Genomic DNA, 25816 nt, shown 5'->3' on the forward strand with positions numbered 1-25816 from the left:
ACCTCAAAAAAAACCTATTGAAATTCGAAATTATCGAGCATCAATCCTTTAAAATCATCGCCTTCTAATGTAATTTTATACGTTCCCGCATTAATATAACCGCCGGATGTTGTATTTAAAATCTTCCATTTTTCTGGTGCTGTAAAAAACTCAATGGTATCGTTTCGCATTAAAATTCCGTACGCATCTTCCATTTTAAATTTGACTTTTAATGGCGTTTCATTTCTGTTCATGAATTTAAAACGCATCAAATAAATTCCCGCTACACCAGGTTTTACTTCAAACTGAATGCTGTTTGCTGTTTTTTTGGTAAACTCAATATAATCGGCTTTTTTGAAATTTCCTTTTTCAATTCCTGTCCCGGTCGTTTTGGCGTTTTCAGCTTCAATGATTACAACAGGTCTTGAATCGTCTTTTTCGCCCATATCATAAACTGGAACAACCGCAATTGTGCTTATCGATTCAGCATTATCAAAAAGAATTTTTTCTCCTTTTTTTACTTTTTTATTGAAGATCGTAAATGAAGCTCCATTGCTGTTTTTCGCTATTTCGTCTACTTTTTTATAATCAGAAAATGAAGTTGATTCTTTCATTTTGCTATCAGCCAAAACATAAATATTCGAATCTTCTTTGGCAGTAAACGAACCTTTATTTTTAGAAGTAACCGAAAATTGTAAATAATCGGCACCAAATAATTCAGAAGGCAATTCGGTAAAAACAACATCAGAATCTGAAAATTGTTTTGAATTGATATCCATCCACGAAGCTATTCGGTTGGTTTTCTCATACGAATCCAGAACCAAATTCTCAATATTTTTTGGCGAAGCATCTGCAGGTCTCAGTTTTCGATCTTTAGTTCCGACGGCAATTGCAGAAATGATAGCCTGCCCTGCTTTTACATTCGGAAAGGAAATCACAATTTTTCCGTCTTTACTTTTTACGACAAAAGTTTTCTTCAAAGCTTGATCGTGTCCCGTTTCTGCCCAAATATCAAAATCTTTTAAAACGACATTTTCGTTAATCGCAACATCAAATAAACGCCAGCCTTTGCAGTCCATTCCGCCTCCGGTTCCGTACCACGGTTCTGTGAAGTATAATTCTACTAAATATTCTCCGTCGGGAACAGGAAATTCATAACGCAATTTGTCAACGCCATATCTAAAACTCTGGAATAATTCAGGATCTTTTGTACCGTTTATTGGGTCAAAAGTCGTTCTCTGACTTGCAAAAAAATCCGGAAGTTTTTCAAAATTATCTGTCCATGATGAAGAACCCCAAGTATATTTTCCGCTTTTGTGTGTATCTGTAAACCAAGTGTTTCCTGAACTATCAGTGAATTCAGATCCACCGCAATTTACTCTGTAGATATAATTATATCCTTTTTTATCTTTTAATAAATCTGTTTTTTTAGGAGTTAAATCGGCTAAATTTGGCGCTTTCGGAAGTGTATTCAAAACGATAAAATCTTTAGCAACCGCTTTCCCGTTTACGTATCCAACAGCGTACAAAACGTTGTATTGAATATTGACATTATTAAACTGGAAATGCTGTCCAATTCCTGGATTTTTTAATTTCCCTAAAGAAGATTTATTGACGTCATTAAACAATTCTACTTCATCACAATTCGAATAAATATCGACTCCGTTTTTGATACCCGGTTTATCCCAACGGCTTGGCCAAGTGTGCGAAACGATATACACCATCGGATTGGTTTTGTTCGAAACGTAATTGGCTCTGTACATATAAAACGCATTTAAAGGTTCACCCCAAATCGTGAAAAGTCCTTTATAATTAACAGGCCCTACTTTGTCGATATCTCGAAATCCTTCTCCGTTTTGCACACGGCCCGGATTTTCGTGCGAAGCAAAAAGCCAATTGAACTGCCCCGCTATTTTATCTTTCACCGATTCGGCTTCGCGGACTTTAATTTCCATTAATTGAGAGAATCTGTTTTCGCTCAAAGTTCCTTTTTGGTCAAACTCGCCTTCGGTATGTAAATCAGCTGAACGCCACGCGCCATATTCGCCGTTTAATAACTGCGTGCTCATTTCCAAGTGATATTTTAAAGGATCTCCGCCATACGTTCCTGACCAGTTCTGCACCACATTCCAGTCTGTTCCTTCTCCTCCATTACAAGTCGTCACGATTCTTTGAGAAGCTGATAACGGATCCATTTCGCGGATAATCTGAGTGCATTCTTCAGCAAATTCTTTCGGAATAGTGCTTTCATTCTGCAATCCCCACATCACCACCGACGGACTGTTTCTGCGTTCCTTAATCCATTCGCGTAAAAGGGTTTTAAAATTTTCTTTAAACTCCGGCGTATCGTACCAAATATGCGCCGAAAACTGACTCCAAAATAAAATTCCGTTTTCGTCTAATTCTTTTTGGTATAATAAATTATGAGGCTGATGCGCTTCTCTAAAAGCGTTAAATCCACCCGCTTTGATTTGCTCTATTCTGGAATGAATCATTTCGTCTGAAAACGAATGACTGTTTCCAATTAAATGTTCGTATTCGCAAGTTCCGTTGATGAATAAGGGTTCGTCATTGATAAAAAAACGATTCTCTTTTCCGTCACGGCTCACCGGCCAGCTTACCCAGCGGATTCCGTAAGGGGTTGTTAACTGATCGATTATTTTTCCGTTTTCATAAATAGAAGTCACCAATTTATACAAATACGGCTTGGACGGCGACCATAATTTCGGATTTACAATCTCTGGAAGTGTTTGTGTTATTTCTTTTATTTCTCCTGAAACGTATTTGACATCACTTTTTGTAATAACAGTTTTCTTTCCTGAAGCATCAAATAGAATGTTTTCAATCGTTAAATTTCGGTTTGAAGTTCCGTAATTCCTGATTTGTGTTGTAGTATGAAGAATGGCTTTTTGTTTGGAAACCGATTTATCATTCCAGATATGAACGCCAAAAGGTTCTATTCTAACGTCGTTTGTAACAACTAACGTAACTGGTCTAAAAATTCCCATTGGCTGAGAGCCTTCCGAGAATCCCCATTCTCCGGAACATCCTCCGCAAACCCAAGGAAGATCGGCAATAAAAGATGGATGTGCTGCTTTAACCAAAATCTGGTTTTCTTTATCGAAAGAAACGGCTTTTGTTATATCTAATGTGAAAGTGGTTCTACCGCCTTTGTGTTCACCGACTTTTTTGCCGTTTACCCAAACTGTTGCGTATGAACTGACGCCTTCAAAATAGAGGAAAAGCTTTTTAGAAACATCTTTTTTATCCAGTTTTAAAGATTTTTTGTACCAAGCAGTACCATGTAAATTTCCATGTTTTGTTCTTCTGAAACCATAATACTGATCCCAATTGTGAGGCACACTTACCTTTTGCCAATTGGAATCAGTTTTTGGATTTTCTACAAAATCTTCTTCTTTCAGCGGAAGATTATCCAGTATTACGGTTTCCCAAGATGAATTCAGCGAAATTTCTTTACGAAGCTTCCCTGACCCTTTGCTCTGACTCCAAACAAAGCAAAGACTTGAAAAAAAACAAAAAATAAAAAAAACTATTCTTTTCATATTTTCTATTTCCTGCAAGGTTTTCAAAACCTTGTAGGTATTATAAATGAAAGTTAATATTAAACCTACAAGGTTTTGAAAACCTTGCAGGAACGCATTGGCCTTCCCTTACTTTTATTCGCGTGAGGGATTGAGGCGGTATCCTTTTATGAAGCGTAGCGGAATAAAAGATATAGCCGAAAGCCCGACCCGAAGGGACACGCCCTAAATCTTATTAATAAAACAACCAGTCAATAGCTGCTTTCTCTCCTGCATCAATATATCCAACATCACGCGGTGTGATGATTTGATCTGCGTCGATGAAACCTAAAATCAATACTTTTCCTTTTCCTAAATCTAATTTATTTTCGCCAGGCTGGAAAGTATAGGTATGAATGTTTACTCTCGGAAGCTCTTTTAAATTCATGGCACTTGCTAAAATCACTTCGGCCTGACCGTGTGCGTTTCCTGCTGCATCGGTTTCTAAACTTGGCGGTAACAAAAATCTCTTTTGATCTGAATTGAAATAACCAACCACTAATTTAACCGCTTTTGTGTTTCTAAACTTCAAATGTGTTCCTTTTTCGTTCTGGTCGTTTTCTGCAAACGAAAATCCTCTTAAGTTTTGAAGTTCAGGAGCAATTTTGGTTAATTCAGAAATATCGGTTCCGTAAACTTTCGTTCCTGGTTTTACTAAATAAGTTCCCGGTTTTTCGTCGATGAAAGTAACTTCGGCCGTTTTCCAAGGTTTTCCTTCTTTAGTTTCAATTTTTCCGTCTTTTGAAGCTTTTAATTTCTCTAAATTTCTTTTAAAATTAGCCAATTCACGTTCGTAATGCGGTAACAATTCAGCCCATGTTTTGTTGTTTCCGTCATCGCCTCCAATCGGAATTCGGCGCTGTGCTGTCTGCATACTGTTGGCATAATAGTATGTGTCTTTTGTCAGGTTTACCAATAATTCGTAATACTCGATACTTTTCTCCAAATGAGGCATTGCTTTGTCTAAATCGGCAATATCATTTGAATAACTGTATCTTAAAACCAATAAGGCTGCTTTTACTTTTTCTGAAAAGAAATCTGCGAAAGCTTTGTAAGCATGCATATCGTTTTTAAGGCGTGCAAATTCTTCTTTGTCTTTGGTTACGCTTGCTTCGGCTTTGTCGATGGCTTCAACAGCTAATCTTCCGTGTTCTGTGATTTCGGCAATAATTTGTGTTGGAAGTTCGCCCGAATGCGGTTCTTTATTCCATTCCTTTTTAGCATATTCTAAAAGCAATTCGCCTGCAGGACCGCACGATTCGTGGAATCCAGGATAAACTCTCCATTTCGACGGATTTACCAATTGGCTTTCGAACATTCCTAACAATAAGGTTTGACGGTTTCCTTCGGTAATTCCGAAACGCCTTAAGGTTTTTGGAGCAATTTCTCCTGTTTCTTCGTAGGCTTTTAAAATGTTATTCGCAGCTTCCTGACTAGTTCCAAATTTGGCAGCTAAATCATTATCCCAGAATTTCACCTCTTCATTTCGGTCTCTTTTGCTGTCCCACGCATATCTTGCCCAAGCTTTGTACCAAATCCAGTCACGATCCATTTCTAGTAAACGCTCGCCTGATTTAGTTTTATCTGCCGAGTAAGGCCAATCCCAATACGATGCCTGTGGATATAAATGTAATGCATTGGCTCCATGAACGCTGTGCATGGCTTTAACCGTTTTTTGAATAAAGTCCGGCGAACCGTATCTGAAAGGTTCTAAGTTGGCCAAAATATGAACGTTCTCAATGTGAATTGATTTTAAAGCGCTTAACTGTTTATGCGTTTCGCCCCAAGGTCCGCCTGGCGTATAAGTCGTTAAAGATTCTCCTGTATATTTACTTTCTGTATATAAGTTTTTATATAATGGAAGTGATTTTTCCATAACCAAAGGCCCGTCTGTATCGTGAGAACGTAAAATAATTGGTGGTTCCTCCGTTTTTCCTAATGCTTGTAAACCGTCGCGAACGCCTGGAATAATCGTTTTGGTGAACCATTCCACATCGTCATCAACCGTATTAATTGCTTCTCCCAAACAAACCATTAATCCAACATTTGGATATTTTTCAATAAAAGCAGCAATCGATTTTCTGGTATAATCTGAAAGTAATGGCGTAATTGGACGCGAACGATCTTGTGTTTTAATGTTGTAATGTTCTGCAAAAGGCTTAGAAACGATAATATTATAGAACATCTGAATTACCCAGATTCCTCTTTTGTTCGCTTCTACCGTTAAAAATTTATAGATTTCTTCGTTCTTTTTGAAATCTTCATCGCTTACTTCTACAGCAAACGGATATTCTTTTAATTTCACTAAGGAAGCAAACGGATGTCCGTTCCATAAATACAAAGAATTCATGCGGTTTTCAACCAGCATATCCAGATATTTTATCCATAAAGCTTTATCGTAAAACCAAGGAAAAGTTTCTGGTGTATACGGATATTCGTAAACGTCACGGCCCGGAAGATAAACCGGTTTCTGCATTCCGATGCAAGCTCCTCTTAAAACCATTTCTGGACTATCATCCAAATTAATTTCTGACGGAAGTTTTCCCGAACTTTTAATACGGTCCGCTAATTCTAAAGAGCCATACAAGGCTCCAGAAGCATCTGTTCCTTGTACATAAATTATATTATTTTGAGTACGAATCTGAAAACCTTCTTTTTTATTCAGTTTACTATCATCGATTTTAGCGCTTTTAGCATTTTTTTTCCAGAAATCAGTTCCTTTTTCACCAATAACAATTACTTTATCTTTTGATTTTTTGAATTTATCAGAAGAAGTTACGCTGAAACCTTTTGCTGTAAGTATTTCAGATAATTTCTCTGCGCCAAATTTTGCTCTCGGCGAACTCGGATCACTCACAACTGTGATGTTCTGCGCTGTCGCGAAAGAGACATAAAAACATAAAAAAAGTAATTGTAAATATTTCATTGTATTGTGTTTTATTCTTTGGGAATACGTTTCGAGACCTAACAGGTTTTAAAAACCTGTTAGGTCTGATAGAAGTAAATATTAATTCTGAAAAATCTTTTTCAAATATGCTACATTCGCACCGTAATTGGCTTTTACATTGTGCACTTGTGTCACGTCACGAGAACGTTCTACAATCAGCCATCCGCTCCATTTCATTTCGTCTAATGTCTGTTTGATTTTTGGCATATCGATCGCTTTATCATTTTCTAACCAAAACTGATCGGTGTTTGATGCATGAATCTGTGCTAAATATTTCTTTCCTAGAATTTTTAATTCTGATGAAATATCTCTGCCATTGTCAACTGCATTGGCAAAATTGAAAGAGCTTTTAATATATTTGGAATCCACTTCTTCTAAAAGTTTTTTCTCTTCTGTAGCACCCAAAGAAGTTTCAATAGCGATAACTCCACCAATTTTCCCCACTTCTTTTCCTGCCCACTGCAATCTCTTGATCACTTCTGGACGTAATTCTGGATTCTTAACCAAATCGGTTTGAGTTCCTAACGGAAGATAGGCCACTTTAACTTTCATATTTTTCATGGCTTGAATACAATCCGTAATCATTGGCGTGATTTCTCTCGTGGCAAAAGACTGCGCATAAAATCCAGACATCGCAATAGAACTGACTCCAACACCGGTTTCTTTCGATTTATCTAAAAATTTTTGTCTCTCAACTGGATCACCTAATTTGCTGTCAAAAGTTGGTCGGTTTCCTAAACCTCCCATGTCCAGTTCGATTCCGTCTGCTTTTAATTCAGCTGCTAGACCAAAAGCGCCCAGTTTTTGTCTTTTTAAAATCATCCAGTCGCAAACTGCCACTTTGTATTTTTGCTTTTTATTGGAAGACTGAGCCGTTGCACAACTGTTGAATGTTGTTGACAGAACAACAAGGAAGGCAATTAATAAATGTTTTTTTAATTTCATGTCTATATTTTTTTGCCACAAATTGCACTAATTTTCGCGAATTACTATTTTTAAAAAATTCGTGGAAATTAGTGAAATTCGTGGCGAACTTTTTTTTACTCTTCTTCAGCCTTAACAGCCGTTACAACTTTTCCTTCTTCGCCCGGCCAAATTCCGTTTTTGATTGGAAGTGCTTTTAACTTCGTTGGATCGATTTTTACATATTTCAGTTTTTCTCTTCTCCAAGTGTATACGATATGCACCATTCCATCAGAACTCTGAATCATAGATGGATACGAATACTGGCTGATTTTTGAATCTTCTAAAACCAAAGCGGCTTTCCAATTGATTCCGTCATCCGAAATCGAAACATTTAAAGGTGTTCTTGGACCTTTTGCTTCTTTGCCAGGAGGTAAAACGTGATTGTACACTAATAAATGTTTGCCGTTTTTAAGAGTTACGGCATCTGTTCCTGAGTTGTTATTTGGAAGTCCGATTAACTCAATATCAGACCAAGTTTTTCCGTTGTCTTTTGAGAAAGTGCTGAAAATAGCTCTGTTTCTGGTTCTCCCGATGGCCTGAATACTTCCGTCTTTATGAAATAAAATACTGGGCTGAATCGCATTGATTTTTTGTTTTCCTCTTGGAAGCGTATCGCCCATTACCCAAGTTTTTCCGAAATCAGGAGTCGATTCCATACGCAGTCTCCAGCCGTCGCCTTCGATACTTGACGGACATAATAAAGTTCCGTTGCTTAATAAAACAGGTTTATTTTTAATTGGCCCTAAGAAACCGTCTGGCATTTTTTGAGCCTCAGACCATGTTTTTCCGCCGTCAGATGAAGTTCTGATTACGCCCCACCATTCTGATGGTTTTGGTCCGATTTTGTAGAAAAGCATTAAATCACCACCTGGAATTTGATATAAAACCGGATTCCATGTTGGTAATCTCGGACCTTCTTTCATTACTCCATCTGCAACTTTTACGCCTTCATTCCAAGTATCGCTTCCTTTAGGTTTAATAGCGACATAAATACAAACATCAGGATGTCTTTCGTGAGTTCCACCGAACCAAGAAGCAACTAAATCACCATTTGTAGCTTCGACAATTGTAACAGCGTGGCAAGACGGATAAGGCGCTTTATCGTAAATAAACTGATCTACTAAAATTCCTTCTTTCCAAGTCTTTTTCTCTAAAGCCGACTTACAACTTCCTAAAAGGAAAAGTCCAAACAAGACAAATGCTAATTTTGTTATTTTCATTCTTAATTAAATTATGAATTATTTTTTTTGACTATAAATACATACCTAACATTTTTTTAGGTAAAAATATTTAATAAGTGTAAAAATAACACCAAAAAATTAACAATGTATCCTGTACTGTCCCGAATTATTAAAAATGCAAATTATTTAACGTATATCGCAAAATTTCCTGACGAAAGTGTGACAATTATTTGATTTTTTTCTACTGAAAAAGCATGAGAAGTCTTATCCAGCTTCTGTTTATTGATGGAAACAGCCGAAATATCTGTTGTCGGAAGATACACAACAGCCGAAGTATTTTCGGGAATAGTAACGTTCCAAACTAAAGCTTTTTTATCTTTTTTCCAGTCGCTTTTAATTAAACCGTAAATCGATTCGTAAGAAGCATTTACGTAAGTCAATCCAGCATCAAAATCAGGTTTCATAATAATTTGTTTGAAACCTGGAGTTTCAGGATTACTTTTGATTCCCGCCATATTTTCGTAATACCAAATCAATAAATCGCCCAAAAGCATCACGTGATTTTGCGAATTCATGGCAGGATCTGCAGTGTTTCCGTTCCAAAGTTCCCAAATAGTGGTTGCACCGTTTTCAACCATATAACCCCAGCTTGGATAGGTTTTGTTTGATGCCAATTTAAAAGCCAAATCACCTCGTCCAAAATTAGTCAGTGTTCGCATTAAAAACTGCGTTCCGATAACTCCTGTGCTTACATGACCGTTTTTAGTTACTTCAACCTCGTGCACCAAATTTTCAAATACTTTTTGTTGTAATTCCTCGGGAACCATTCCGAAAGTCAACGGCAAAAGATTGGCTGTTACAGTATTGTTGGCGTAATTGTTTTTTGATGCATTAAAATATTTCGCATTGAATGCTTTTTTAATTCTCGAAGCCAGATCCTTATAATGTGGAATGTCTTTTTCAGCATTAGCAATTACTGCAAACTTTTTCATCGTATTTAAAAGCTGATAGAAAAAGGCGCTCGAGATCAATTCTCCATCTGTTAAACGAGCAGGATCTTTAGAACGAATTAACTCCAAAGATTCTGGCGGAACGCACCAATCACCGTATTTATCTTTGGTCATGATATCATCTACCAAATAATTTTCTTCCATATAATCCATCCATTTTTTCATAGACGGATATTGTTTTTCAATTACTTTTTTGTCTCCAAACTGCTGATACAGCATATCGGCAACCGTAATATAGGTTCCCGGCCAAGTCACATTATCACCGTAATAACGCCAGAAAGCTGGCGCAACATCTGGAATTCCGCCGTCAATAGTTTGTGCGTTTTTAATATCGTCGAGCCATTTTGCATATAATGTTTGGTTATCAAATAAGAAACTTTCACCATAAGCCCCTGTTGTTCTGTCTCCCAACCAAGGCTGACGCTCGTTTCTTTGCGGACAATCAATTGGCATTCCTTTATAATTCCCGCTGATTCCCCACCACGCATTTTTAAAAATCTGATTCATTATTGGGTTTGAAGAATCGAAAGTTCCTGTTGTGGCAATATCATCATAAACCACTTTTCCAATAAAATTTTCTAAACTTGGTTTTGTTTTAAAACCTGAAATTTCGACAAATCTAAAACCGTGAAAAATAAAACGAGGTTCCCAAACTTCTTCTCCTTCGCCTTTTAAAGTATAAATATCAGTCGTTTTGGCATCACGTAAATTGGCAATATATAACGAACCATCTTGCTGTAAAGATTCTGCAAACTTCATCGTGATTTTGTCGCCCGCATTTCCTTTCACTTTCAATTGCAACCATCCTACCATGTTCTGTCCCATATCTAAGATATAAGTTCCTTTTGGTGTCTGTTTGATTGAAATAGGCTTTACTTCGCGTTTAATTTTCATATTTGCCGACATCTGCCCTTCATAGAATCCGCCTGGTTCCTGAACATATTCTGCCGAAAGCCATTTTTTATCATTAAAATTAATGGTATTCCAGCCTTTCATTTCTTTACGTGCATCGTATTCTTCTCCGTCGTATTCGTTGTTCGACAAGATTGGTCCGTCAGTTGTTATTTTCCAGGTATCGTCTGTGCGAATAACGTCTTTGCTTCCATCCGTATATTCTACAAACAACTGCAAAGCCATTTTCGGATATCCAAAAGTTTTGATTTTATAAGGCTTATAATCCTGACGCATGGTAAAAAAACGTCCGTTTCCTAAAATTGTCCCCAATGCATTTTTGCCTTCTTTCAGTTGCGAAGTCACATCAAAAACATTGTATTTCACATTCTTCGTATAATCCGTAGGAACAGGAGCCAAAACCTGATCGCCAATTTTATTTCCGTTAATGTACAGCTCGTACAAGCCCATTCCGATGATATAAACTTTGGCATTTTTGACCTTCTTTTTCAAGTCAATTTCTTTTCTTAAATATCGGGCTGATAATCGAGAATATTGCGAAATACTATCGCCCGGAGAAGTTTTTTCATACCCAATCCAACGCGTCGATTTCCAGTCGGCATAAGTCAAAATTCCAATGCTGAAATGAGCCGGTTCTACTGATTTTACTTCACCTTTATTGGTAGAAATAATTACTTTCCAGTAAACATCTTGTCTGTCTTTTAGTTTTTTTCCGTTATAAATTACGTTTACAGATTCATCGCTTTGTACTTTTCCACTATCCCATAAATCACCGTTTCCTGCGTTTAGCTTTTCTAACGTTGAAGCCGCTAAAATTTGATAATGGGTTTGTTTTACATCATTTACATTTGCTTTTATTTTCCAGCTCAATCTTGGCTGTAAAACATCAATTCCTTCCGGATTGGTCAGCATTTCGCATTTTAAATCCACAACACTCATTTTATTTTGGGCTTTCGCCGAAAGTGTAAAAAGTGAGAGGATTATTATTAGATGTAAAAAAAACTTTTTCATGGTATTATTTTTTCTCCTAACAGGTTTTTAAAACCTGTTAGGTCTTTTATATTTTTAATAGACAAAGTATTGTCATTTCGACGAAGGAGAAATCTCCACGAGGAGCTCGACAAAGATTGGATTATTGTTGCGGAGTTACTTGCGAAGATTTCTCTCCCGAAGCCTCGGGATGGAAATGACAAAAATGAGAAATAAAACTCTGTGTAAATCCATTTAATCCTTAAAATCTGTGGCTAATATTTACTCAGAAACCAACTTCTCCAATCTCTCAGAAAAAGCAATTTCTTTTCCGTTTTTAAAGATCCTGAAGCCTTTTCCTTTTTTATATTTTTCTCCGGTTTTATCCCAAAGAATCGTAATAATATTGCCGTGATACAAAACATTATCCAGACAAAACCAATCCCATTTTTCCTGTGGAATCAACGGATTCACTTCTATCTTTTCATCGGTTCTCGGACGCAAACCAACCAATCCTGTAATCATCAAATCGTTAAAAGTCGAGTGATTATAATAACGGCTTCTTTCTCTGTCGCCCATTAGCCAATATCCTGTTGTTTCGTCTAAATACTCGCCAAGATAAGGTTTCCCTCTGTAATATTGTGACTGTACGTACAAATCCATTTGTTTGAAATAATCCGTCTTTGCGACAAAATTTTGATCGTAATTATTCAAAACATTCGCTAAAGCCGTTAAGGTCTGCGAACTTGCAAATGGCCAGATTGCTCCGTCCCACTCGCAGGTTCCGGTTCCGTGAGTTCTAAAACGCGGACTTCTTCTTTCGGCTGTTGTCAAACCAAACGGCGCCGAAAATCCTTTTTCGTCCTTAATTTGTTCCCACGCTTTTTCAAAACCTTTCCCTTTTTCAGGAAGATTAAAATACCACGGAATAAATCCTATCGCTTCTCTAACCTGCGCTAATGTATCTTTTTCTGTTAAAGTTTCAAAAAACTCACTTTTAGTATTCCATAATTTGGTTTCGACTAATTGCTGTAAAACATCCGCTTTCGCTTTGAATTTTGCTTCCGCTTCCTTATCGCCTTTCATAGCAGCCATTTTAGAAATCGCCATAGCGTTCCCATACATATAACTGTTAATCGTTGGTCTTGCATTTTGCACTTTACGCCCGCCACTTAAAGATTCTTCCATCCCATCTTTTACATCATGCTGCCAAAACAAACCATCCTTGCGCTGACGGTCTTTTTCCCAAACAGCATAATCTATTACCATGTCTGGATACATATCCCATAAGAATTTTTCATCCTTATTCACCAAATAACGATTGTACAAAGCATCGGCTGTCCAACTGCTGAATTTATACAATTTGTTCATCGGTTTTCCATCATTTCCTCGGTACCAAATTTTCACATCCTGCTCAATATACTGCGGATCATGAACCCATCTGAATTCGTTAATGTGATGCCCCAAAGCACAGCTGATCATATTGTATTTATCTGCATACGAACGATCTACCAAAAACTCAGTAATCGCAAATCCCTGCGGTGTTTTTTTAATATGCTTTCTCGCACTCCACCAACGGAAATAATAAATCTCCTCAAAATTCTGCTGCGGACATTCAAACAACGGAATATTCTTTTCCATCCAAGTCCACGCACTATCATTCGGAATCGCAAATTTCAAATTTTCATCTTCCATCGTGTTGAAATAATCAACATAATGTTTGCAGTTTTTTTCTTTTAAAATAACCGCTTTTCCTTTTTGAGAATGCCCTGCACCCGATTTACAACTTATATTTAAAGTTGAAACTAAGATAAATAAAGCAATTATTTTGTATTTAAAATGATGTAACATATTTAAAATCTAATTATAAAATTCATTATTTGGGCGTGTCCCTCCGGGCCGGGCTGTCCGTTCCCGCTTCCCGATGAAAAATCGGGAGAGCTCCACTTCCATCCCTCACGCGAGAGAACTTTGCGGTTTCCCACTCCTGCAAGGTTTTCAGGTTTTCCACTCCTGCAAGGTTTCCAAAACCTTGTAGGCATTTCTGATAATTCAATTTTCCTCATTTTTGTCATTTCGAAAGGAGAAATCTCCGTTAGAAGCTCGACAAAGATTGGTAACTTACTTTACGGAGTTACTTGTGGAGATTTCTCCTTCGTCGAAATGACAAACTAGACTTGCTAACTTATACCTACAAGGTTATGAAAACCTTGCAGGAAACGTATCGAGACCTGACAGGTTTTAAAAACCAGTCATGTCTAAAAACATCTCTATTAATTCCCAGTAAAAGTATATGTTTGCCCTGCTTTCATATTCACATCGTAAATATTATAATTTGGCAATTGTACTTTAGACAATTTTGCTTCACTAGAAACAATCGGTCTCTTTACTTCGACATCATAAAACAACGGATTTGGATTTTTGCCTTTTGCTTTTTTAAGCGAATTTCCTTTTAAAGTATTTTCTACTTTCAATCGGCAGTTTCCTCCAATTTTCGAATAGATTTTCAACTCCGAAACTTTATTATTTTTCCAAGTCATATCAATTACAAATCCGCCTCTGGCCACCAGACCTTTTATGCTTCCGTCTTTCCAAACGCTTGGTAATGCCGGTAATAAATGTATTGCATCTTCCTGACTCTGCATTAACATTTCAGCAAAACCGGCTGTGCATCCAAAGTTACCATCAATTTGAAACGGCTGATGCGCATCTAACATATTCGGATACGTTCCTCCGCCTTTTCTTTGGTCGGCTGTTACCAAATGCAATTGATCCTGAATTAATTTATACGCGTGATTTCCATCTAAAAGTCTCGCCCACAAATTTACTTTCCATCCCATCGACCAGCCTGTAGATTCGTCTGTTCTGTAAATCAAAGATTGCTTGGCCGCTTCAAATAACTCAGGCGTTTTAATTGCCGAAATCTGATTACTCGGATACAATCCGTATAAATGCGAAACATGTCGGTGATTGTCTTTTGGATTGTCCCAATCATCCTGCCATTCTTGTAACTGACTGTGTTTTCCAACCTTCATTGGAGGCATTTTTGCCAAAGCATCACTTACTTTTTTCACATAAACTGCATCCGAAGAAACTAATTTTGAAGCCTCAATAACATGCGTAAACAAATCAAAAATCAGTTGATTGTCCATTGTAGTTCCAGAGGCAATTGTCGCTTTTCCTGTTCCGCCCGCATGTGTGTTTTCGGGAGAACTCGAAGGAACAACCACCAAATATTTTGTATTCGGATCGATGACCATAAAATCAAGGAAGAAATCTGCAGCTCCTTTCATAATTGGATAAATTTCTGCCAGATATTTTTTATCACCTGTATACAAATATCTTTCCCATAAATCCTGACAAACCCACGCACCGCCTGTTGGCCACATTCCTGATGCAGCAGAATCTACAGGAGCCGTTACACGCCAGATATCGGTATTGTGGTGTAAAACCCAACCGCTGGCATTGTACATCATTTTCGCAGTTTCTGCGCCCGTAACACTTAATTCTTTTGCCATTTGTACAAAAGGCTCATGCATTTCCTGAAGATTGGTTACCTGTGCAGGCCAATAATTCATCTCTGCATTGATGTTTGTCGTGTATTTACTGTCCCAAGGCGGAGTTACCATATCGTTCCAAATTCCCTGCAAATTTGCTGGCTGTCCGCCTGGCTGTGAACTCGAAATTAAAAGATAACGTCCAAACTGAAAATACAATGCCGCCAATTGCGGATCAAATTGTTTTGAGAAATCACGGATTCTTTCATTGGTTGGCTGCTTCACTAAATCATTCGAACCTAAATTTAAAGAAACTCTGTTGAAGAATTTTTGGTAAAAATCAACGTGGGTTTTCTTTATCGTTTCAAAATCTTTTGCTTCGGCTTTAGCCAAATAGTCTTTGCTTTTTGCAATTTCATCGCCCGATATATCCTGATAATTTTTAAAATTCGTTGCAATCGAAATATACAAAGTGACTTCATCGGCTTTGTTAATGCTTAAGATTCCGTTGCTGGCGTTAATTTCGCCACCTTTATTTTTAGCGGTTAATCTTCCCTGAAATTTTACTTTTCCTTTTACGCCTTCAAAATTAGTCCCTAAACCCGAAAGTATAATTTGGTTTCCTTCTGTTGAAGCCACCGTTTTATCAATCGGACTGTTCATGAAAACATTGCACGTAATCTGTCCCGGCTGACTCGCCGAAAGTTTTACCACAATAACCTGATCTGAAAATGCGGTTAGAATTTCTCTTGTAAATTCGACTCCATTTACCTTGTATTTTACTTTTGCGGTTGCGTTGCTGATATCTAAATCACGGTAATAATCGCTATATTTTTGATGTCCTGCGAAGGAAATATAAACGCTTCCAAAAGTTTGATACGGCATTCCGTCATTGGTTTGCGACATGATATCTCTTGTTGCCAAATCCTGCGCTTCATCAAATTTCCCATCAAAAATAAGCTGTCTTACTTTTGGCAAAGCTTCAATTGATTTGGAATGTGCATTGCTGTTTGGAGAACCTGCCCAAATGGTTTCTTCATTTAATTGCAAACGCTCCACCGCCGGATCACCAAAAACCATTGCCCCCAAACGTCCGTTACCTAATGGCAAAGCTTCATTCCAGATTGCAGCTGGTTTATCATACCATAATTTCAGGTCACTTTGTGCTGTTGCTGTAAGCGAAAAAATTCCTAGACAAATCGCCGTAATTTTACTTTTTAACTTCATAGTATATTTTTTTTCGCCACGAATTCACGAATTAACTCTAATCATTCTTTGTGTTTAATTTCTCAAATCTATTTCTCCAATAATTAAAAATTACTCTCGCAGATTATGAAGATTAATAATTCGTGAATTCGTGGCTATTTTTTAACCTCGTAAACTTTCAGATTTTTTTCTCCAAACATTTCATATAATTTGTTGATGTCTTTCAGAGCATTTTTAGGCAAATTTTCTGCTTTGTTTCCAAAAACATACAACTTATCGTAAGTTTCGATCACACAAGTCGATTCGTCGATTTCGCCTTTATCATTCTTCACTTTATTCAAATCCAAATTTAAATATTTCGCCATAAACGGATACAAAGCCATACGTTTTGAAACTCCAAAATCATGTCCTTCTTTTGCAAAATGAGCATTTTCGACCAAATCTTTCTTACCGTACAATTCATACGTTCTCTGAATAAAAGGAAATTCCAATTCGGGAACCGCCAATGTCCAGTCTTTTCCATCTGAAACAATTAATTGCGGTTTTGGCGCCATAATTGCTGAGATTTCCGCATTGTTTGTTCCGTTGCCGCATAAGTGAATGCCACGACCGCTTTCACACGGGCAACCGCCTGAGAAATGAGATGAAACCATCACAACTGGGGCTGAAACTTTTACCCTGTCATCAATTGCTGCTAAAAACATCGTATGCGAACCTCCGCCAGAACCACCTGTAACACCAACTCTTGACATATCAGCATTTTTTACCGTCGCCAAATAATCCAGAAAACGTATTCCGGTTAAAACCTGAACTGTTGATGCAATACTATTTCTGTGCGTTTCTTCAGGAAACTGCAATAATGATTCTCCCCATGCAAATAAATCATAAGATACAACAATAGCGCCCATTTTAGCCATAATGGCGCAACGGTACTGCTCGTCTTTTCTATATCTTCCGTCTCCAAAATGTCCGTCAGGAGTTAAAATAACTGCTGCTTTTTTATTTAACGGATACGGTTTGTAAATCGATCCCGTTGCATAAACACCTGGCAAGATTTCCAAAGCGATATTTTCTACGCTGTAATCTTTATAAATTCTCTTTGGAGTTAAAAGTGGTTTAGACTTTGGCATTGGGGGAGCCTTTTCTAATCCAAATGAGGTTATCATACAAGCTTTTAACTCCGTTTTACGTTTTTCCCATTGTTCTTTTGTCGAATAAAGGCTTTCTAAATAAAACAAGCGTTCTTTTCCTTTATCAACTGAAACTTTATGGTTTTCATATTTACGAATAATGTAGGTTCCATCCGGCTGTTTAAAATACATCAATTCAAACGGAGCCAGAATGTTAGTTAACGAAATAGCCAGATTTCCGGGTTCAATTCTCCAGTCGGCATAATCGAGTTCTTTTCCTTTTAATAAACCTCGGTCGTCGTTAATCGTCACATTAAAAACGGTTTCGATTTTCTTTAAAGTTTCTGAAACCGGTTTTCTAAAATTAGTATCAGAAGTGCTTTGCGCATTGGCAAATGTCAAAGCAAAAATGGAAACTGCAATTGTAATTATATATTTGATATTCTTCATTTTATATTGTTGAGATTTTAGACGCTGATGAAACGGATTTACTTCGTAAAGACGCAGATCAAAGCGGATTTTTTATTTTTTGAATTGCCTCCTGCTTTTGCTGGAGGGAAATAATTTACTTTCTATATTGGCTTTAGCCTAACTTATTCATTTGGCTAAAGCCCTATAACTTATGCTATTTTTAACCTCCAGTTAAAACTGGAGGCTATTCATAAAAAATCCGCGTCAATCCGCGTCTTCGCGATAGCGAATCCGTATCATCCGTGTTCTATATTCGTTCTATAATTTGCATTCGATTGTATATTTTCCTGAACCTAATTCTAAAGTTGGTTTCGTTCCATCAAAACCTGCTCGAACTTTTTTATCATCAATTTTTATTTCCGAACTTTTAGAAACAGGTAATTTTATTGTTGCCGTTGTATTCACGGGAATTTCAACATTCAGAATAAATTTGCCGTCTTTCTTTTCCCAAGACGAAACAATTTTTCCGTAAACCGATTGATAGTCCGCTTTTGCGAAAGTCATATCGCCCACTACTTCCGGCTGGATAAAGAAATGTTTGAAGCCCGGTTTTTCTGGATCGGCCATAATTCCCGCTAAGCTTTGATAAAACCATTCTTCAATCTGCCCCAGCATAAAATGATTCCACGAATTTCCTTTTCTCGGATCCCATTGTTCCGTTAAAGTCGTTAAACCAAATTTAATCTGAAAACCATAACCCGGCGCATCGTAATGATTGTGCATTTTGTACATCGTTTCGTTTTCTCCATTTCTTGCCAAAGTCTGGAATAAATAGCGATTACCAACATCTCCAGTTGTCAAACGATCGCCTTTTTCTTTGATGTCAGCTAATAAATTCTGCATTACAGCCTCTTTATATTGAGGCTCTACAATATTCATAAAAATCGGAACAGCATTGCTAAACTGACTGTTTGTACCATATTGCTTCGTTTCTGGATTGAAAAATTTTGCATTCAAAGCCGTTTTAATTTCAGAAGCCAAAGTTTCGTATTTCTCAACATCTTCCGTTTTTCCCAACATTTTAGCTGCTTTTGCCACTAAGTAAGCGCCATAATAATAATGTGAAGTAGCCGAAAGTGCAATCGGACTGTTTTTTGAATAACCTGCAGCGTGCGTTCCGTAATCGTACCAGTCTCCTAATCCGTGCGATAAGATATGATTTTCAGCTTTTGTCCCTAAATAATCCACATACTTTTTCATTACAGGAAAATATTTTTCGAGTAAAGAAGCATCGCCGTAATATTCATAATACATCCAGGGCAGAATTACACCTGTGACACCCCATTCCGGAGAATCGGTAAAGTCACCGCCAAAAATTACATATTCCGGAACGATAGTCGGAATTAATCCGTTATCGCGTTGTGAATCAGATATATTCTGCATCGTTGCAGGAATGAAAGTCTTTAAATTATAATTGAACATTAAACCAGGGCCGTTCAAATGAATTTCTTCCAGCCAGCCTAATTTTTCACGCTGCGGACAATCGGTAAAAACACTTTGGAAATTACTTTTTATCGAATTATTAATCAGCTGGTGTGTTTTATTAAAAATCTCATTTGAACAGGCAAAACTTCCTGCTTCTCCCGCCGAATTGTAAATGAAATTCGATTTTAAATCAATCAAAGTTGGAAGTTCCTTATTCTTATCTTCTTTATAATTAATGTTTTCAATCTGAACATATTGATAACCGTAGAAACTGAATTTTGGTGTCCATTCTTCGACGTCTTTTCCTTTTAAAGTAAAATCGTAATAGTATGGTTTTCCGGATCTTCCCTGAGCAATTGTTCCTTCTTCATTTAAACCTTCGGCTACCCAAACACGAATAGTCTGTCCTTTTTTTCCCTTGACTTTGATAGTTGGAAATCCCGAAAGATTCTGTCCCATATCAAAAACATAGAAATTCGGTTTCAACTCTTTTACGGTTTTTACTTCGTATTGCTTCTGAATTGTAACCGGCGGTGCAGTCTGCGGTCTTAGAACTCCTTTTGGGGCTTCCTGAATTACAACTTTTTTCCAGTCAACATCTTTGAAACCTTTTCTGTTCCAGCCTTTTTGTTCTAAATTAGCGTTGTAATCTTCTCCACCAAAAATACTGTTGTAGGTAATCGGACTTTTGCTGTATTTCCAGGTTTCATCCGATTTTATAATTTCTTCTGAACCGTCTTTATAGCTGATTTTCATTTTGAAGAGCAATGTCGGCGGACCAAAACTCACGAAGAATTTGGTATATCTTTCTTCCAACGTATTGTACATTCCGTTTCCTAACAAAACACCAATTACGTTATCGCCTTTTTGAAATTCTTTTGCGCTTAATTCGTAAATATTATAATTAACAGTTTTATCGTAATCTGTCCACAATGGCGCAAATTGGCTGTTTCCCACTTTTTTACCATTGATAGTCAATTCATAATGTCCTAAACCTGAGATATAAACAACTGCTTCTTTGATTTCTTTTTTTACTTCGAAAGGTTTACGAAGCATGATACTTCTGCGTGACAGTGAATCTGAAGCATTTATAAATGAATTCTTTTTTTCTCTGTTGAAAGTGGCTGTATGATAATTTCGGCCTTCCGGTAAATGACTGTCGGCTTTGGTAATCGCCCCAATCCAAATCGGATTCAATTCTGATTCTAACGAAGCAGTTCTGAAAGAAGCTGTCTTACTCCATTTAGAAATTTTTCCAACTTGATTCCAGACTTTTACTTTCCAGAAATATTTGGTTTCGTTTTTTAATGGCTTTCCATTATAAACAATATGCAGATTTTTATCTGTATTTACTCTTCCAGAATTCCAGATATCTCCATCGTCATTATTTAATTTTTCTTCTGAAGAAGCAACTAAAATCAAATAAGCAATTTGTGATGCATCAGATTCTTTTGAAACCAGCTTCCAGCTCAGCCTCGGCTGATTTTGAACAACTGCTAATGGATTGTCAGCCATTTCTGTTGTTAAATGTACAGGCAAAATTTGTCCTTTAGAAACTAAGGTTACTAAAAGACAAATTGCTAATACTATGTTTTTGAAATTCTTCATTTCGTATTGTTGAGATTTTGAACGCGGATGAAACGGATTCGCTATCGCGAAGACGCTGATTGACGCGGATTTTATATTCTAGCTATTAAAAAATAAAAAATCCGTTTTAATCTGTGTTTTTACGAAGTAAATCCGTTTCATCCGTGTTCAATTTTATAACTTTTTCGTTATCAACGATTCAATATTAAATACTGCTTCCGGAATTAATTTTCCCGTTTGAGGCAGATCGTCGTAATCATCTGTGTCTGGCGCTGTGTCCGGATTTGGCGTATATCTTTGTTCGCCTGTGCGGAACATAATTCGCTCAAAGCCATCAACCGGAGCATAAAAAATTCTCGTTGATTCTTTTTCGTCGTTTACTTTTATCGTGTAAGAACGGGTTTTAACGTTCAGTTTTACAGTTACTTTATACTCTTTTCCTGCTTCGTATTTGGCAATCGTATTGAAACGCGCTCCCGTTTTTGTTTTCAACTGCCCATCCGAATCAAAAGTTAATCTTACCGCTGGCAATCCTTGTTTATTCTGAAATTCAACTTGTAATAAACCGTGATTATTCTGTTCTGGTTTAACTGTAAAAGTGACTTCCATTTTTTCTGCAAACGGAATAACACGTTCTGCGCGGGCATAATCAAAATAATCCTGATCTCTTAAAGTCAGCCATTTTTTGCCGTCTTTCTTTTCTATTTTGGTTGAAGCCCAAGATAAATCATATGTATTCCATAACTTTAATTCTTGTCCGTCAGGAAGATTACTGAAAACATCATTTGCATTTTCTGTCACAACCGAAGTAACCGGAACCGGAATCGATGCTACCCAAATATCTTCTTTGTTTACACTGTAGCTTACCCAAAGTTTTCCGTCAGGCGGAGTTCCGTCACCTTCTGAAATACCACGAACATATTGAGGCCCTGCTGATTTGTAGTTGCCGCCATAACGCATCGGACTAATTTCCCCATGAACTAATAGTAAATCTTTGTAATTCAATCCGTCATCACTTGTTGAAATTGCCAAAGGCCAGCGGTATTCTGATGGATTGTAAACGGTCGCATAACGATTATCAGACGTTTTTTGTCCCCAGATTTTAGCATTGCTGTTTACAAAACCGGGAGCACGAACGGGAGTGTATTCCCATGTTTTTCCTCCGTCTTTACTAATCGAAGTTAAAGCGTGTTTCCATAAACCTACAACATCACCATTTGGCAGATGATACGAACTTAAAGCTTTATAAGGTTTCTTTAGCGGAATCAATTCGTCATCACGATCTGCTTCCTCTACCCATTGCTGTAAAACCAACGGATCAGATAAAATTTCTTCGCAGGCTTTTTTCAAACCTTTGTCTTTTGCCTGTGTATAAAACGGAAAAGCCGATTTCGACTTGTCCCAGGATTTATTGTATCTGATGAAATAAATTTCGCCAAAACTGCCGTCTTTTTTGATTTCGCGGATCACACGTCCAATTCCTTTTCCGTCGTTTGGATCGTCTTTTTCATCCATCGCAATTCCGTAATACGCCAAAGCAAAAAGTCGTTTGTCTTTTGAAGTATAAAAACCCATTCTCTGATGCATAATCGCATCCAGATTTTTAGAAACGCCTTCTACGCCCTCTTTTTTCCATCCGTCAGGAATATGATAAATTGGGAAAATTACTTTTGGCATTTTCCAGCTTACGCCGTCTTTTGAAGTCATAATCAGCGTCTGGCTTGGCGGAATATGCTCGCCAGCAGGATCACTTAAATACTGCAGATAAAAAGAATCATTCCAATACGCCATTGTAGGCTGATGATTGTATGTCCAGCCAAAACCATCGGCTTTTTCAGGATGTTCTCTGCTCGCACGCATGATCTGTGTAGCGTGAACTCCAACTGCTGGACTTAACTGCCCGTGATGATAATCTACATTTGAAAGTGTTTTACCAACGTAACGAACGGTGTCATTCTGCGCATTTACAGCTGTGCCAATCAATAAAATTGTGGCTGTAGTTAAGAGGTTGGTTTTTATTTTTTGGAAAGCAATCATTATGTTTTATTTTTTATTCTGATCAGACCTAACAGGTTTTAAAAACCTGTTAGGTCTCGTTGCGAATTATTTCTTTTCAATTAATCCTTTTAAAACTTCTTCAGAGATTGTGGTAATCGTTCCGTGTTTGTGTCCTTCGGGAAGGCTTATTTTGGATGAAACATCTTCAAAATGAACAAAATCTGAAGTACTTAAGGCTTTATAATTTTTTGATCCGTAATTGTCATAATACAACAGCCATTTTTTACCCACTTTCACTACCGTTGGTCCTTCTGATAAATATTCTGTCAAAGGTTCTGAACTTTTTCTGAATGGCCCTAAAGGCGATTTTCCGAAAGCTACTTTTATGTTTCGCATGGGTCTGGTGTTGTCTTTCAGAACCAAAACATAATCTTTTTTTCCTTTCTTTACAATCACACAGTCAATTACGCTGAAACCTGGTTCGTAATATAATTTTGTATCAGAGAATGTTTTGAAATCTTTTGTTGTTACATAATACATTCTGTGATTGTTTTTTTCTTCTTCCACACCTTTTTCAAATCGGAACGGAATTGTCGATGCCCATATAATGATGTATTCTTTTTTGACATCATCGTAAAAAATTTCCGGCGCCCAAACGTTTACCACTTCCGGTTCGTTTTTCATTACCGGAATATATTCTTGTTTTGACCAATGAATTAAATCTTTGGAACTTGCATATCCAAAACCATTTCCGCCTTTCCAGTCGGTTGTCCAAACCATGTGATAGGTTCCGTCTGCTCCTTTTGTAATCGACGGATCACGCATGATTTTGCTTGCGCCGATTTCAGGTTTTAAGAATGATCCTTCCAGACCTTTCCAGTTGTAACCGTCTTCGCTGTATGCCAGATATAAACCTTCTGTTGCTGGTTCACGAAACGACGTAAAAAGGTATAAGTCTTTCTTTTTCTGCGAATAACTAATCGCAAAAAGGAAAAAGGTTACTATGATGACTATTTTTTTCATGTCTTGTTTTTCTTTTCCTGCAAGGTTTCCAAAACCTTGTAGGTATATTTTATGTTTAATTCACAAACCTAATAATTCCAAAAAAGCCAAATTTTCATCTTTAGCCCCGATTGCAGTGAAAATCCTTTTTTGTCTCGTTTCTTTAACGAGACAAAAAAGATTGTAACGGAAAGCGGGACGATGTTTCCAAAAATGCCTATTGTTTCTGCTTCTAAATAAAATTATTAAATACCTACAAGGTTTTGAAAACCTTGCAGGATTGCGCTGCGTTATTCTGTAATTGCTTTTTTATCTAAATCCTTTCCTTTTTTAACTGATGTTGTTACATTGTTAAAAACATTATTTTTTAGGAAAACATTCTTTGTGTCTTTTCCGTTTGCTTCGATGAAAACATCCGTAGCATTGAATGGAAAATTATTATTAATCAACACATTAGAAACATTATCTAATTTAATTACCGGAACATTTTTAATTGGTGTTGAAGATCCAGCATTGTCTAAAATAATATTTTTCGAATCTGATATTTTGAAAGAAGAACCAATCGTCGCATTAACTTTTACATCGTGAAATTCAACATCTGTAGCCGTGTTTACCGTAAAGCCTTCTTTTCCGTCCATATTGATGTTGGAGAAAGTGATGTTCTGAATCGGCATTTCGGTAATTCCTAAAATTTGTCCTGCTTTGTTCACGTTTGAAGCTGTAATGTTGCTCATGTGAATGTTTCTGAAAATCGGTGTTTTCTCGGTTACAGGTTCTACTTTGGTGTCTTTATCATAGAAAAGGCTTAGTACAATTGCTTCTTCTTTAATGTTTTTCATTACGATATTATCGACACGAATATCTTCTACAACACCGCCTCGTCCGCGTGCTGCTTTGATACGGATTCCGCGATCTGTTCCGTCGAAAACACAGTTTGAAATCGTGATTTTCTTGATTCCTCCCGACATTTCACTTCCAATAACAACGCCGCCATGACCGCTTAACATGGTACAATTGGTAATCGTAACATTTTCAGTTGCCTTTCCGTATTTACGTCCGTCGCCGTCTCTTCCTGATTTAATCGTAATGCAGTCGTCTCCAACGCTGATATGACAATTTGAAATATGAACATTGGTGCAAGACGAAGGATTAATCCCATCTGTATTTGGCGAATGTGGATTAAAAATCGAAATTCCGGTTACCGTTACATTATCACAAAATTCAGGGTTGATGGTCCAAAAAGGCGAATTTTGAAACATAACGCCTTCTATTAAAATATTTTTACAGTTGTAAGCCTGAAAAAAAGAAGGTCTAAAGAATTTTTTATCAACCGTTCTTTTGTAATATGGTTCTGTGTAAAGGCCTTTGTTTTGCTCTTCCCACATCGTTTGGTATTTGGTTGGAGGAAGCGGTTCTTTGGCTGTTTCGATTCGGTACACTTCATTCCACCACGCTTTTCCTTGTCCGTCGATTACGCCTCTTCCTTTGATGGTAATATTTTCTACATCTTTAGCATAAAATAAAGGCTGGAAACTTTTCATTACAATTCCTTCGTAACGCATTTCTACATAAGGCAAATAGTCATCAAAATTTTCTGAAAACTTCAAAAATGCTCCCGAATCCAAATGAATCGTGATGTTGCTTTTTAGAGTTAATGCTCCCGTAAGATATTCCCCAGCAGGGAAAAAGATAGTTCCGCCACCATTTTTAGATGCTTTTTCAATTGCGTTTTGAATCGCTTGGGTGCATTTTATTCCTTTGTTGTTTCCTCCTTCATTTAGAATGTTTAACCAGCCGTCGTTTGCGAAAGCGGTGTTAAGACCAGTTATGAAGCAGAGGATTATTAGTATATTTTTCATTGTTTATATTTTTGGATAATCGAACTGTTTGTCATTCCGAGGAACGAGGAATTTCACTAGAAATTCCATAAAGTAATTCGCCAATCTTTGTCGATT

The 25816-nt window shown here is 37.1% G+C and carries 12 protein-coding genes; all 12 read right to left on the reverse strand.

Translation table 11 applies throughout. From position 1 onward, the window contains the following. Positions 1–14 precede the first annotated feature (14 nt). The 12 genes from QE431_RS12255 to QE431_RS12310 all read right to left on the reverse strand — a co-directional run bounded on the left by QE431_RS12255 (position 15) and on the right by QE431_RS12310 (position 25720). Entirely contained in the window at positions 15–3542 is a 3528-nt protein-coding gene (locus tag QE431_RS12255) for a malectin domain-containing carbohydrate-binding protein (RefSeq protein ID WP_307296220.1), read from the reverse strand. 214 nt (positions 3543–3756) lie between these two features. Next, positions 3757–6486: a glycoside hydrolase family 20 zincin-like fold domain-containing protein gene (locus QE431_RS12260; protein WP_307296222.1), complete on the reverse strand. Its 2730-nt coding sequence runs from the start codon at positions 6484–6486 to the stop codon at positions 3757–3759. An 81-nt stretch (positions 6487–6567) separates the two neighbouring features. Continuing rightward, complete coding sequence (locus QE431_RS12265; protein WP_307296224.1) at positions 6568–7452, reverse strand: sugar phosphate isomerase/epimerase; 885 nt, start codon at positions 7450–7452, stop codon at positions 6568–6570. Positions 7453–7547: 95 nt separating this feature from the next. Then, complete coding sequence (locus tag QE431_RS12270; RefSeq protein ID WP_307296227.1) at positions 7548–8693, reverse strand: exo-alpha-sialidase; 1146 nt, start codon at positions 8691–8693, stop codon at positions 7548–7550. Between the two features lie 143 nt (positions 8694–8836). Next, on the reverse strand, positions 8837–11587 hold the full coding sequence (locus tag QE431_RS12275; RefSeq protein WP_307296229.1) for a glycoside hydrolase family 78 protein: 2751 nt from the start codon (positions 11585–11587) through the stop codon (positions 8837–8839). A 240-nt stretch (positions 11588–11827) separates the two neighbouring features. Next, on the reverse strand, positions 11828–13396 hold the full coding sequence (locus QE431_RS12280) for a glycosyl hydrolase family 65 protein (RefSeq protein WP_307296231.1): 1569 nt from the start codon (positions 13394–13396) through the stop codon (positions 11828–11830). A 422-nt stretch (positions 13397–13818) separates the two neighbouring features. Then, positions 13819–16269, reverse strand: coding sequence for a glycoside hydrolase family 95 protein (locus QE431_RS12285; RefSeq protein ID WP_307296233.1), 2451 nt, complete (start codon positions 16267–16269; stop codon positions 13819–13821). 134 nt (positions 16270–16403) lie between these two features. Then, positions 16404–17828, reverse strand: a complete 1425-nt coding sequence (locus tag QE431_RS12290) for an acetylxylan esterase (RefSeq protein WP_307296235.1) — start codon at positions 17826–17828, stop codon at positions 16404–16406. A 279-nt stretch (positions 17829–18107) separates the two neighbouring features. Beyond that, positions 18108–20882 (reverse strand): glycoside hydrolase family 78 protein, encoded by a 2775-nt coding sequence (locus QE431_RS12295; RefSeq protein WP_307296238.1) that lies wholly within the window; start codon positions 20880–20882, stop codon positions 18108–18110. A 153-nt stretch (positions 20883–21035) separates the two neighbouring features. Continuing rightward, complete coding sequence (locus tag QE431_RS12300; protein ID WP_307296240.1) at positions 21036–22898, reverse strand: exo-alpha-sialidase; 1863 nt, start codon at positions 22896–22898, stop codon at positions 21036–21038. Between the two features lie 66 nt (positions 22899–22964). Beyond that, positions 22965–23882: a glycoside hydrolase family 43 protein gene (locus QE431_RS12305; RefSeq protein ID WP_307296243.1), complete on the reverse strand. Its 918-nt coding sequence runs from the start codon at positions 23880–23882 to the stop codon at positions 22965–22967. Positions 23883–24151: 269 nt separating this feature from the next. After that, positions 24152–25720 (reverse strand): glycoside hydrolase family 28 protein, encoded by a 1569-nt coding sequence (locus QE431_RS12310; protein WP_307296244.1) that lies wholly within the window; start codon positions 25718–25720, stop codon positions 24152–24154. Positions 25721–25816: the final 96 nt, after the last annotated feature.

Origin of the sequence: Flavobacterium sp. SORGH_AS_0622 (assembly GCF_030818825.1) — a bacterium.
In the GTDB taxonomy this organism is placed as follows: domain Bacteria; phylum Bacteroidota; class Bacteroidia; order Flavobacteriales; family Flavobacteriaceae; genus Flavobacterium.